This window comes from Paenibacillus sp. D51F, from assembly GCF_053345695.1.
This window is the reverse complement of sequence record NZ_JBKFAO010000017.1, coordinates 20821-32338: the sequence shown is the minus strand read 5'-3', so window position 1 is coordinate 32338 and position 11518 is coordinate 20821. Positions and strand designations below refer to the sequence as shown.

Here is an 11518-nt window from a genome sequence, read left to right as displayed (position 1 = left end):
GCCATGACGAGTCAACCGTTATCACGGCCGAAGGAGTGAACCCTTATATGACGAATAAACCCGACGGCGGGCTGGGCTGGCAGGTCGTGCCCATGACGGAGCGGCATGCCGAGGAAGTATGCGGCTGGCGCTTCGAGCCCCCCTATGACGTCTACAATAATGATCCTTGGGAAGTGCTCAGGAAGCTGGAGATCGAGATCGGAGATCCCAAGCTCAGGCAGGAGCAGTATGCAGCCGTTGTCGATCCGGAGGACGGCGAGCTGATGGGCTACGCGCAGTTCTTTCCCATCCAGGGCGTCACCCGCCTCGGTCTGGCGATGCGGCCCGATCTGTGCGGGGACGGGCTCGGCCCGGCCTTCGTCTCGCTGCTTGTCCAAGAAGCCAAGCGGCGCAAGCCCGGGGACGAGATCGACCTCGAGGTGCTCATCTGGAATCGCCGTGCGAAGCGCGCCTACGAGAAAGCCGGATTCCGCCTGACCGACACCTACGAGCGCGGAACGCCGGAAGGACCGAAGATGTTCCACTGCATGGTGTACAAGGGCCGCTGACCGTCAGCGGCTGGGATGTAAATTAGCTCTATTCCTTCCAGCGGTTCGGGGACCTCAGCTCTATTCCTTCCAGCGTTCCGGTTGGACCTCGGCTCTATTCCTTCCTGCGGCCCGGTTGGACCTCAGCTCTATTCCTTCCTGCGGCCCGGTTGGACATCAGCTCTATTCCTTCCAGCGGTCCGGTTGGACCTCAGCTCTATTCCTTTCAGCGGCCCGGTTGGACCTCAGCTCAGCTCTACTTCCAACGGCCCGTACTCACTGCAGCCTCCATAGGCTCTCCCGTCAGCCCTGCTCGTCCTCCCGGACGTCCACAAGCAGGAACATGTTCGGTCCCGCCGGCACGGACACGGTACGCACTCGGCCGGCCCGGTGGAGATCCGTATACGGCCTTGAGATGGCGAAGCGCCGCCCGGACAGCAGCTCAACGCTGCTGTAGACGAAGTAGGGACGCCAGCTCCAGTCCGAGCCCCGATACCGCTCCTCCCGCATCCATCCGTCTACCGTGCGCTGATAGTCGGCGGAGAGCTGGATGCCGTCGGACCGGCACAGATAGGCGCGGATGCAGCCTGCATCGAGCTTTCGGAGCAGCGGTGCCAGGAAAGCCTCCTCGCCGCCTTCCCCTCCGCTGTCCTGGAGCAGACGCTCCGCCTCGCGGGCGAGCTCCTCGGCCTGCTTCCAGCGTCCGATTTCCTCTCCCGCCTGCTTCCGCTTGGTCTCCAGCAGCTCCGAATCAAGCAGATGCTTATACCGGTCCCTGCTGCCGAAGGAAGCCTCCGCTCCCGAGAACAGATAACCTTGCACGTAGCGCGCTCCGGCCGATATCGCCCGCTGCAGATCCTGCCGGGTCTCGACCCCTTCCATGAGCAGTGAGGCGCCGATTCCGTCGGCGATGGCCGAGAGCGATCTCAGCACCCCGTGGAAGCCTTCGTGATGTGCGCTCCTGGACACCATATTCATATCGACCTTGAGCATGTCCGGCTGGATATGCGCGATCCGGTCCAGATTGCTGAACCGGCTTCCGACGTCGTCGACGGCGATGCTGCAGCCCGCCCTGCGGAATTCCTGCACCGCTCCCACGAGACATTCGATTTCTCCGTCGAAATTCTCCTCCGTCACCTCGATGCAGATCAGGCCGGGATCGACTTGGCATTGCTCCAGCAGCTTCAACATATGAAGGACAGAGCTGTCCACGCTGCCGGAAGACCCGCCGGACAGCCATCCCGGCTGAAGATTGATGAACAGCTTCTCGGTCCGTCCCAGCCGGCCATGCTCCTGCACGGCCTGCTCCCGGATGCAGGCGTCGAGCTCCCTCTTGGCCTCCTCGGAAACGCCGGGATGGCTGAAATAAGCCCCCAGGCTGCGCGTGCCGGAGGCTCCGCAATCTCTTCCAAGGACTTCGTATCCAGTTACGATCCGGGTATCCAGGGCCAGGATCGGTTGATAGTAGGCTCTCGGGTTCTGCGGGCGGGACAGCTGGTCCGCCTCCGGCCGCTCGCTTGAATCCATCTTCATCGCTGGAGCCTCTCCTGTACCGGTCATTTATGTGAGATAATTTGACATTAATTGCTATTGTATCGGACTCTCCCTTGCGTGACAAGCTTTCGAAGAGCTCCCGGAGAGCCCTACAGCCAGCCCTTTTTCGCGCATCGCGATCAGCCGGCATGCGGTACGCATCCGGCTGGTCGTTTTTTTCTATCCGCAGTTTCTCCGGCGCACTCCTGCCCGCTCTCGGCTGACGCATCCTCGTTCTCGGCGGCGAGCTCAGATCAGCCGTACGATGCGGGCTTCCTTGCCGTCCACCAGCACCTCGATGACATGGAACTTCGGCTTATAGGCGACGACACCCTCGCCCACATGCAGGATCGGCTCCTCGCCGAGGCCGTAGAAGACATCGTCGGCCAGCGCCTCCATCACCTCATGCTTCTCCTGGTCGCCAAGCTCGCCCCAATCCTCCTGGCTCATATCGAAAAAGGAGTAACTATCGCGAATCGCGCTCACCGCAACCGTCAGATCTTCCAATATTTCCTTGTATTCCCTCGCATGCTTCACGCCCATGCCTTCCGCCATCCTTCCTGTAAATACGGATCTATTTTCCTATTGTACACGGATATGTGGAGCCTTAACGCCTGGTGACACAATAAAAGCCAAAATTTCTCTAATCGCAACCAGCCGAGAAGTCGATATATAGGACACAAAGGGCTCGGCTCCGCATCGCCTCGGCGCTTGGAGAGCCTGTCATCAACCATTTTTGGACGGGGTGTATTATGGAAAAATCCACATTCATCGGTATTGTACTGGGTTTTGCCGCCGTATTGGTCGGCATGGTGCTAAAGGGAGCTCCGCTCCACAATCTCGCTAACCCAGCGGCATTTATGATCATCATTGTCGGAACGGCCGCAGCGCTCTTCATCGGCTTCCCGATGTCGGAGATCGCCAAGTTCCCGACTCTCTTGAAGCTCGTCTTCTTCAGTCCCAAGCTGCTGTCCCGCCAAAATCTGATCGGCATGTTCGCGGACTGGGCTTCTGTAACCCGCCGCGAAGGACTGCTCGCTCTGGAGACGAAGGTCGAGGACATCGAGGACCCGTTCCTGAAGAACGGCATGCGCATGATCATCGACGGCAACGATCAGGACTTCGTGCGCGAGGTGCTGCTCGAGGACATCGCGGCGACGGAGGACCGGCACAAGGCCGGCGCCCTCATCTTCACCCAAGCCGGCACCTACGCCCCGACGCTCGGGGTTCTCGGAGCCGTAGTCGGCCTCATCGCGGCCCTCTCGGACATGAGCGACATGGAGAAGCTGGCCCATGCGATCGCCGGCGCGTTCATCGCGACGCTGCTCGGCATCTTCACCGGCTACGTGCTGTGGCATCCGATCGCCAACAAGCTTAAGCGGATCTCCAAGCGCGAAATCCAGCTCAAGCTGATGATGGTCGAAGGCCTTCTCTCCATCCAGTCCGGCGTCTCGACGATCGCCATCAACCAGAAGCTGTCGGTCTACCTGACGCCGAAGGAACGAATCCAAATGCAGGAATCGAAAGAAGGGAAGCTCATTGAGCAAGAAACATAAGCACGACGACCACGAAGAGCATGTGGACGAGTCTTGGCTCATCCCCTATGCCGACCTGCTCACCCTGCTGCTCGCCCTCTTCATCGTTCTCTACGCCTCCAGCTCGGTCGACGCCAAGAAGTTCGAGCAGATGAGCCGCGCCTTCAACATCGCCCTCAGCGGAGGCAACGGCGTCCTCGAGAGCTACAAGTCGATCGACGCCCAGGCGATGGTATCCGACAAGAAGGAAAAGGAGCAGGGACAGTCCTCCTCGGATTCGTCGCAGTCGACCCAGGACTCCCAGAGCCTGGACAAGGCGATGCAGGAGCTGATGCGCAAGGAGCAGGAAGATCTCGAGAAGCTCAAGCGCCAGGTGGACAAGTACATCAAGGACAACGGCCTCAGCACCCAGCTGGAGACGAAGCTCAACCAGTCCCGCCTGATGATCACGATCAGCGACCGTGCCTTGTTCCCTTCCGGCAGCGCGGCGGTGAAGCCCGAATCCCGCAAGCTCGGCACCTTCATCGGCGGCATGCTGCAGAAATATCCCAATTACGAGATCATGGTGTCGGGCCATACCGACAACCAGCCGATCAACAATTCCGAATTCAGCTCCAACTGGGATCTGAGCACGATGCGCGCCGTCCGCTTCATGGACGTCCTCCTGCTCAATCCGAGCCTCGATCCGAAGCGCTTCAGCGCCGTCGGCTACGGCGAGTACAAGCCTCTGGCCACCAACGACACCGATGTCGGCAGAGCCAAGAACCGGCGGGTCGAGGTGTCCATCATCCGCAACTACGCCGAACCTTCAGCCAAAAGCGAGGTATCGGAAGTCTTCAAGTAGGACTCATTCTCTCCGTCATGACCGCAAGCTCTTGCGTCCCATTTTGCCGCCGAGCTATCGCCGCTTCGGCACCCATCTCCACAAAAGCCCCGCTACCGCCGGTTGAACCGGCGAAAGCGGGGCTTCTTTAATAGGGCTCGCACGAGCAACGCTCGGCGGTGACGCCAGTGGCTCCTGGATATCCTCCATGGCGACATCGGCAGCTTGATCCCTGTCGCCGTTTCAGCTCCGGCTTCCTGCGGGGGAAGCCGGCTCATAGTCCAGATCGGAAAACAGCTGCTGCAGCTCCTCGCGGCTGAGATCGCGCCATTTGCCGGCCGGCAGGCTGCCGAGCTGGATGTTCATGATCCGCAGCCGCTGCAGCCGGCGGACCTTGTAGCCGAAGGCGCTGCACATGCGCCGGATCTGCCGGTTCTTGCCCTCGGTGAGGATGATCCGGAAAGTCCTCTCTCCGACCTTGGTCACCTTGCAGGGCAGCGTCATGCTGCCCAGGATGCGTACGCCCTCGCTCATTCCCTTCAGGAACATCGGCGTGACCGGCTGGTCGATGGTCACGACGTACTCCTTCTCATGGCGGCCTTCCGCGCGGAGGATCCGGTTGACGATATCTCCGTCGTTGGTGAGCAGGATCAGACCCTCGGAATCCTTGTCCAGGCGTCCGATCGGGAAGATCCGTTCCTTATGGCCGACGAAATCGACGATGTTGCCCTCGATGTGGGACTCCGTCGTGGACGTAATGCCCACCGGCTTGTTCAGAGCCAGATAAACATGGCCCCGGTGGACGGATACCAGCTCGCCCTTCACCCGGATCTCGTCGCCATCCTGGACTTGGGATCCCAGGACGGCAAGCGCGCCGTTGATCGTAACCTGTCCGCCTTCTACCAGCTTGTCCGCTTCCCTGCGGGAGCAGAACCCCGTTTCGCTGATCCATTTATTGATTCGCAATCGATCCACCTCGGCTCTTGCTGCCTGCCTAAGCGCCGCTTCGGCAGCAGCTTCAATGGTACCATTGTACCACACCCGCAGCCGCTCTCAAGAAGCCGCTCCGTCTTCACCGCTGCGCCTATCGGAAGACATGGGCAGCGTGATGGTGATGGATGTGCCTTGGCCCAGCTTGCTTTGGATTTCCATACGGCCTTTGTGGCTCTGGATGATCCGCTGGCTGACCATGATGCCGAGTCCCGTTCCGGTTTCTTTGCCCGTAAAGAAAGGATTCCCGATCTTGGGGATGATATCCTCCGCAATTCCGATCCCTTCATCCGTGATCCGGACAGAGACGGAATGCGGCTCTTCCCTGTGGATGTCGAAGTAAACGTTGCCGCCTTGCGGCATGGCTTCGATGGCGTTTTTGATGACATTGATGAACACCTGCTTGAGCTGGTTCTCCTCGCAGGAGATCAGGCAGCTATCGTTCGTGAAGCGGGTATGGAAGACGGCATTCTTGAGGTGTCCCTCGCTGTCCAGCAGCGAGATGACGTCGCCCAGCGTGTACCGGACGTCCTTGATCTCGAACTTGGCGGCCTGAGGCTTCGCCAGGATGAGGAATTCGCTCACGATCAGATTGATCCGGTCAAGCTCGGCCAGCATGATGTCGTTATGCTGCAGATTCAGCCTGCCGCTCTGCTGCTGCAGCTGCAGGAACCCTCGCAAAGTCGTCAGCGGATTGCGGATTTCATGGGCGACGCCGGCAGCGAGCTGGCCGACCGTCGTCAGCTTCTCCGACTGCCGCAGCAGCTCTTCCATCTTGGCCCTGGAGGTGACATCGCGGGCGACTGCCACCAGGCTCCACACCTCTCCCTGTGAATTGCGGACGGTGGACAACGTCACGCCCACCATCAGGTAATCCCCGTCCTTATGGCGCCACTTCTCTTCTCCGGGCGGCAGCGCCTCCCCCTGAAGCATGCGTGCGAGCTCCGGATTCTTATAGGCATGCTCGACGGGATGGACGAGATCCGTAATGCGGAGAGACGAAATGTCCGCAGGAGAATACCCGAAAGTATGGAGGAAGGATTCATTGACCCTCAGCAGATTCCCGTCCAAGCCGATGATGACGATGGGATCGGCCGTGTTGTTGAAGATCGATTCCAGCTCTTCCTTCATGAGCGCATTTTCATTGACGGCCGCCTTAAGCTTGTCCGTATACGATTTCAGGCTTCCCGACATATGGTTGATGCGGCTCGCCAGCTCCCCGATCTCATCGCTGCGCTTAACTTCGATATCCCGGTCGAACCTGCCGAACGCGACTTCGTTGACTTTGTGCAGAATCCCCTTGAGCGGCCGCAGGAGCAGTTGGATGATGACCCATGTTCCGATCAGCGTCGCGGCAAGGATGAGGAGCGAGCTGCCGATCTGATTGCGGCGGTGCATGGAGGAAAGGTTCTCGATCTTGGTACGGTCGACGACGACGGAAATGACGTAGTTGTTGTTTTGCGCTTCCTGGAAGGGATACCAGGAGCGGAGCACGGACTTGCCTCTGATGACCGCTTGTTCAGACTGCGCCTGGCCTGCTTCCGCCAGCTTCAGCAGCTCCATTCCCCGCGGATCCGAAGCGTACTGCTCGCTTCCGTACTTCAAGGCGCTGGCATCGGTTCCCTTTTGCCCGCCCATGCTCCAGATGCCGATCTCCAGCACCTCGGGCTGATAGGTCCTGACTTGATCGATCAGCGTGTCCGGAGAGTAGCCATGCGCATAGATCGTCAATGCAATGATGTAGGGATGCTCGGAATCGGTGTAATAGCCCCAGGATACAGGAACCTTGCCTCCGTCCGAGAAGGTATCCTTCATGAGATAGCGCTGCCCGCTGGCTGGAGGCCCGCCCGTCCATTCCACAGGAAGATCGTTCCTCCCGAGCGCCATTTGGCCAATCCTTCCGGCGTCGCTGGATGCGATGATCTGGTAGCCGCCAGACACCGGCTTCAGCAGCTCCAGCTTCTTGGCTCCCGTCAGCTTGGCCGCCTTCTTGAGGCTGGCCTGCGTTTCCTCTCCTCCTACCAGGGATGCCGCCTGCACGGCAACGTGGCGCAGAATCGTCGCCGCTCTCTCGCGCTTCTCCTCCCTTCCTTCAAGAAATTCTTCCACCAAAGCCGACGTATGCTTGCCCACCGTCTCCGAGAACATGGTCGTTTGCGAATTCAGTTCCCGGCGGATGAAATGATCGTTGATGAAGACATTCAAGACCAGCATCACGCTGACCAGCACGGAAATGATAAGGGAAAGCCTGGTTTTGACGGACAATGCCGGACACATCCTTATATGAGGATCAATATCCAGATGATACCACATTTATCCAAGCTGCGGCCTTTTCTGTTAAGGGCCCAATGGCATAAAAGGACTTTTGATCCACAGATCAACGCCCTCTTCTTCTCTATTCCGAATGTATTCACAGCTCTGTCCACAAAAACGATGACTTATCAACATTTTTTGCGAGTTGTGCACAGCGTTTCGGTGGATAGTTTGCGGGAAGATTCTAATAATTTATAGTTATCCACAAAATTGTGCACAACATGTTAACAAAAGAATGTTTGTTCGTAGCATAAAACGCTATTATTCGACATCCCCTCCCTGTCGAAAGTCACTTCCTAGCGAGAGGAACGAGCAGACATGCTTGCGGCGGGCTCTTATGCACAGATTCTGTGTACAAGCGGCTTGCATCCGCCCCGGGTATCAGGGACAATAAGTCCATAAACCCGCATCAGGAAGGAAAGATTGATTTGCTTCGTCAGGAAGAAGATGAGCGCTGGATGCGCGAGGCGATCGCCGAGGCCAGAAAAGCGGAAGCGATCGGAGAGGTGCCGATCGGCGCCATAATCGTGCATGAGGGAAAGATCATCGGCCGCGGCCACAACTTGAGGGAATCGCTGCCCGATTCGACTGCGCACGCGGAGATGCTGGCCATCCGTGAAGCGAGCCGGAGCCTTGCCGCATGGAGGCTGCTGGACTGCACGCTGTACGTCACGCTCGAGCCCTGCCCGATGTGCGCCGGAGCTCTGGTCCAATCCAGGGTCAAGCGGGTTGTGTACGGCACGCCCGATCCCAAGGCCGGCTGCGCCGGCACGCTGATGAATCTCTTGGACGAGCCGAGGTTCAATCACATAGCCGAGCTTACGTCCGGGGTGCTTCAAGAGGAGTGCGCTTCGCTGCTCACCGATTTTTTCAGACGGCTGCGCAAATCCCGTTCCACTCGGTGAGAACAAGTAAGGGCCTGCAGCTCCGGTTCTCAAGGGAGGCATCATCTGCTCTCTTGCTCACCGGGCCGCAGGCCCTTGTTTCCATATCCGTTCGAGCTTGAACTCCCGCTGCTGCTGCTGCAGCTCGACGATCAAGCGGTCCGCTTCCTCGCTGATGGCCAGAACTTCGGGATCCGTCAGGCTCCCCCGCTCCTCAGCTGCCTGATATAGCTTGCTGCGCAGCTCCTGCAGCCTCTCCAATCGTTCGTTCCTCATCATATTGTCGCTCAAGTTACGCTCCTCACCTGGATGCTTCTTCCGTCGGGCTGTTCTTTATTATACCCGTATGAGGAGGATTTGTTTGTAATAACTTGTCGACAAAATAACGATAAATGGTGGAAATATTCGACAAATCCGGTTTTGGATTAAGTCTTTTGCCTCATTTGAATAGGACTATCGATTCAAAAATAAGGGAATGAAGGCAAATCCGAGAATAACTGCGATTATCACCCAAGAAACAGGATGGCCCCAGTTGAGTGTAAACCCGATGCCCGTCCGCTTCTCGACGAAAATAGCGGAGTCCGACCGGTCCCAATAGAAAGCCCCCGCCTTCCACTTTGAATCCTCTCCCGGTCTCGATGCCTCCATCCTGCCCTTGCCGAGCTTCATCATGCTGATGACGAAAGCCGCCGACATGACAAGCGGCGCAATGCCCGCCGCCCCGATCAGGATTCCATCCATCCGGCTCCCGCCGTACAGCATGAAGGCCTGCAGGAACCCCATGAAAATCATCATGCCGAGGCCCAGCAGAAGCAGCAGCAAGGACATTCCCTTGCGATAGCGGCGCTGCTGCTCCTCCGAGCGCTCCGGGTCAGCCGGATCGATCTTCACCCGGGCTGCCCCCGTCGTGTAGTTGACGAAGATGAATACGGCCAGCATGAACAGCTGGACAATATTCATCTCGAATACAGTACCGTAGGATTTGTCCTGAATCCGATCCGGAATTCCTTGGGCATTATAATGAGTAATGATGCTGTCGGGTATTTTGCCGTACAGCAGCCAAGCGGCTCCAACACAGATAAGAATGACGAGCAGATGGGGAGCAAATGCATACAGCGGATAATCGAGCCGCTCCTTGCGGATCGACAGGCTTGCGGCGGTCCTTTTCTCCTCCTGCCAGCCTGCCTCGCGCTTCAGGCGCTCCGCCTTCTGGTGGAAAGCGACGAACAGTCCTCCCGAAATGCCGAGCAGCGCCAGCAGGGCGCCGACCGGCAGCGTTGCCAGCCATTGCGAAAGGCTCTCGGCAGGCATCGTCCCGCCGGCTTTCCATAGGATTCCCGCGGCAACCAGGATGCCGAATGCGAAGCCGTACACAATCACCTGACTCGTATAGGAACGGCGAAGCTTGCGGACGGCATCATCGTCGACGGCCGACTTCGGAACCGAGATTCCGAACAGGATATTCCGCGGAGCAAGAGAGGGCTGGAAAGCCGCAGCGGCCAGGATGAGCAGATAGACAGCCCCCATCGTCAAGCCGAATCCGTACATAGACATATTCATCGCTCATTTCCCCCTTCATGCGTATCTCTTGCTTGAGGCCGGATGCTCCGATAGGCGCTTCGGCATCTCTCCAGAAACTCTTCTTCCCGCATGCTTCGGCATAACGCCTCCGAGGCAAGCGATTCCAGCTGCCGCTCCATCCGCGTTCGGAAAGCATCCGTGACAGGCAAGGACCCAGCCGCCTGCACGACCGCTCCCTTTTGCCGGTGAATATGGACAAAACCCTCCTGCTTCAGCAGCTGATACGTCTTGTTGACCGTATGCAGGTTGATGCCGAGGTCGCCGGCGAGGCTGCGGACCGAGGGGAGATTCTCCCCGGACTCCAGCCGGCCTGATGCGATGCCTCGGACGATTTCGTCGTATAGCTGCGTATAGAGCGGAGTGTCGGACTCGTAATCGATGGAGACGATCATGGCGGCATCCTCCTCCTCGTTTAATGTATGTTTGTTATACATAAAGTATAACAGATAGAACTGTGTGAAGCAACCCGGCTTCCGCCCATTCTCCTGCCGGCTTCAAGTTCTGAATCTCGTCCCTTCTTCATATAGATAAAGACAGAGAACAGGTTTGGCGGGCTCGCTCGACGGGAAAGCTGATAGGAACGCAAGCGGGAGGATGGATGAAGAATGATGGAGAAGAAGCAGAAGGAGCAATTCGCCGCGGGCGCCAGGATGGTGTACTGCCTGGACACGCATCGCCTGCTGGCCGCCGATGACCGGCTCTATGTATTCACCACGGCATTCCGGACCTGGAGAGGCGTCAACTATCCGATCGCGGTCCGCAGGGAATCGCTGCGCCCGTCCTACCTGATGGCCGTGTCGGATTGACGCCCAGGTTGCAGGGATGTTCCCAACCATGGTATAGTAAATCCGATGCGCGCCCGTAGCTCAGCAGGATAGAGCGACAGTTTCCTAAACTGCAGGTCGTACGTTCGAATCGTATCGGGCGCGCCATTTCCTTCAAAACCGCGTAACATCAACATTTCCAAGCGTTGAATGGTTTCGGATGGCTTGGCGCAAGGCACACAGTCTATAACGTCAATTCGAGCGAACTTTCCGCCATATGCGGCAGGCAATATACATAATAAAGGCGATCTCCTACGAGTCATTGTAGGAGGTTTTTTTATGTCCATTGATCACCGTAAAGATTGATCATCAATACGAGGTCAACGTAATCCAGCAGCCAGTAAGCGAGATACCGGTTATTGCAAAAAGAATGCATTTCGAACTTGCGCTGCTTTCACGAATGGTTATCCTTGCATCGTCTTGATATAAAAGACTTAGAAAAAATCTCGGAAATTTTCTTTTACATGAAGATGGCGGATTGCTAATTAGACTATAATTGGGTTAGTTT

12 protein-coding genes and 1 tRNA gene are annotated in these 11518 nt (G+C 57.7%); 6 read left to right on the top strand and 7 right to left on the bottom strand.

Translation table 11 applies throughout. From position 1 onward, the window contains the following. Positions 1-47: 47 nt before the first annotated feature. Positions 48-548, top strand: coding sequence for a GNAT family N-acetyltransferase (locus ACLBWT_RS21205; protein ID WP_076359603.1), 501 nt, complete (start codon positions 48-50; stop codon positions 546-548). A gap of 282 nt (positions 549-830) precedes the next feature. Here the strand turns inward: ACLBWT_RS21205 and ACLBWT_RS21200 are convergent, their stop codons facing one another. After that, entirely contained in the window at positions 831-2060 is a 1230-nt protein-coding gene (locus ACLBWT_RS21200; RefSeq protein WP_447665108.1) for an EAL domain-containing protein, read from the bottom strand. 249 nt (positions 2061-2309) lie between these two features. Beyond that, a complete protein-coding gene (locus ACLBWT_RS21195; protein ID WP_447665107.1) occupies positions 2310-2603 on the bottom strand; it encodes a hypothetical protein in 294 nt (97 codons plus the stop codon). 209 nt (positions 2604-2812) lie between these two features. On the opposite strand from ACLBWT_RS21195, the gene motA reads away from it, so the two are divergent. Further along, positions 2813-3616, top strand: a complete 804-nt coding sequence (motA, locus tag ACLBWT_RS21190) for a flagellar motor stator protein MotA (RefSeq protein WP_048745204.1) — start codon at positions 2813-2815, stop codon at positions 3614-3616. Beyond that, a complete protein-coding gene (gene motB / locus ACLBWT_RS21185) occupies positions 3600-4439 on the top strand; it encodes a flagellar motor protein MotB (RefSeq protein WP_447665106.1) in 840 nt (279 codons plus the stop codon). The genes motA and motB overlap by 17 nt, the downstream gene beginning before the upstream one ends. A 222-nt stretch (positions 4440-4661) precedes the next feature. On the opposite strand, the gene rluF is transcribed toward motB, so the two are convergent. Further along, positions 4662-5384, bottom strand: a complete 723-nt coding sequence (rluF, locus tag ACLBWT_RS21180) for a 23S rRNA pseudouridine(2604) synthase RluF (RefSeq protein ID WP_447665139.1) — start codon at positions 5382-5384, stop codon at positions 4662-4664. 87 nt (positions 5385-5471) lie between these two features. Beyond that, the gene (locus ACLBWT_RS21175; RefSeq protein ID WP_447665105.1) at positions 5472-7673 is read right to left on the bottom strand and encodes an ATP-binding protein; all 2202 of its coding nucleotides are present in this window, start codon (positions 7671-7673) and stop codon (positions 5472-5474) included. 476 nt (positions 7674-8149) lie between these two features. Here ACLBWT_RS21175 and tadA point away from each other — a divergent pair, with 476 nt between their 5' ends. Next, a complete protein-coding gene (gene tadA, locus ACLBWT_RS21170) occupies positions 8150-8626 on the top strand; it encodes a tRNA adenosine(34) deaminase TadA (RefSeq protein WP_447665104.1) in 477 nt (158 codons plus the stop codon). A gap of 57 nt (positions 8627-8683) precedes the next feature. On the opposite strand, the gene ACLBWT_RS21165 is transcribed toward tadA, so the two are convergent. From ACLBWT_RS21165 to ACLBWT_RS21155, 3 genes are all read right to left on the bottom strand, one after another. Continuing rightward, positions 8684-8896, bottom strand: coding sequence for a Spo0E family sporulation regulatory protein-aspartic acid phosphatase (locus ACLBWT_RS21165; RefSeq protein WP_447665103.1), 213 nt, complete (start codon positions 8894-8896; stop codon positions 8684-8686). Between the two features lie 162 nt (positions 8897-9058). After that, positions 9059-10165, bottom strand: coding sequence for a DUF1648 domain-containing protein (locus ACLBWT_RS21160; RefSeq protein ID WP_447665102.1), 1107 nt, complete (start codon positions 10163-10165; stop codon positions 9059-9061). Continuing rightward, positions 10162-10578, bottom strand: coding sequence for a GntR family transcriptional regulator (locus ACLBWT_RS21155; RefSeq protein WP_447665101.1), 417 nt, complete (start codon positions 10576-10578; stop codon positions 10162-10164). The genes ACLBWT_RS21160 and ACLBWT_RS21155 overlap by 4 nt, the downstream gene beginning before the upstream one ends. A gap of 213 nt (positions 10579-10791) precedes the next feature. Between ACLBWT_RS21155 and ACLBWT_RS21150 the strand changes: the two genes are divergently transcribed. Both ACLBWT_RS21150 and ACLBWT_RS21145 read left to right on the top strand, forming a co-directional pair. Then, positions 10792-10992 (top strand): hypothetical protein, encoded by a 201-nt coding sequence (locus ACLBWT_RS21150; protein ID WP_447665100.1) that lies wholly within the window; start codon positions 10792-10794, stop codon positions 10990-10992. A gap of 49 nt (positions 10993-11041) precedes the next feature. After that, a tRNA-Arg gene (locus ACLBWT_RS21145) sits at positions 11042-11118 on the top strand. The last annotated feature ends 400 nt before the right edge of the window (positions 11119-11518 follow it).

Excerpts from the sequence above, each read along its gene's own strand:
- motA (WP_048745204.1), top strand. The coding sequence starts at position 2,813 with ATGGAAAAATCCACATTCATCGGTATTGTACTGGGTTTTGCCGCCGTA.
- ACLBWT_RS21200 (WP_447665108.1), bottom strand. The coding sequence starts at position 2,060 with ATGAAGATGGATTCAAGCGAGCGGCCGGAGGCGGACCAGCTGTCCCGC.
- ACLBWT_RS21205 (WP_076359603.1), top strand. The coding sequence starts at position 48 with ATGACGAATAAACCCGACGGCGGGCTGGGCTGGCAGGTCGTGCCCATG.
- ACLBWT_RS21150 (WP_447665100.1), top strand. The coding sequence starts at position 10,792 with ATGATGGAGAAGAAGCAGAAGGAGCAATTCGCCGCGGGCGCCAGGATG.
- ACLBWT_RS21155 (WP_447665101.1), bottom strand. The coding sequence starts at position 10,578 with ATGATCGTCTCCATCGATTACGAGTCCGACACTCCGCTCTATACGCAG.
- ACLBWT_RS21160 (WP_447665102.1), bottom strand. The coding sequence starts at position 10,165 with ATGAATATGTCTATGTACGGATTCGGCTTGACGATGGGGGCTGTCTAT.
- ACLBWT_RS21195 (WP_447665107.1), bottom strand. The coding sequence starts at position 2,603 with ATGGGCGTGAAGCATGCGAGGGAATACAAGGAAATATTGGAAGATCTG.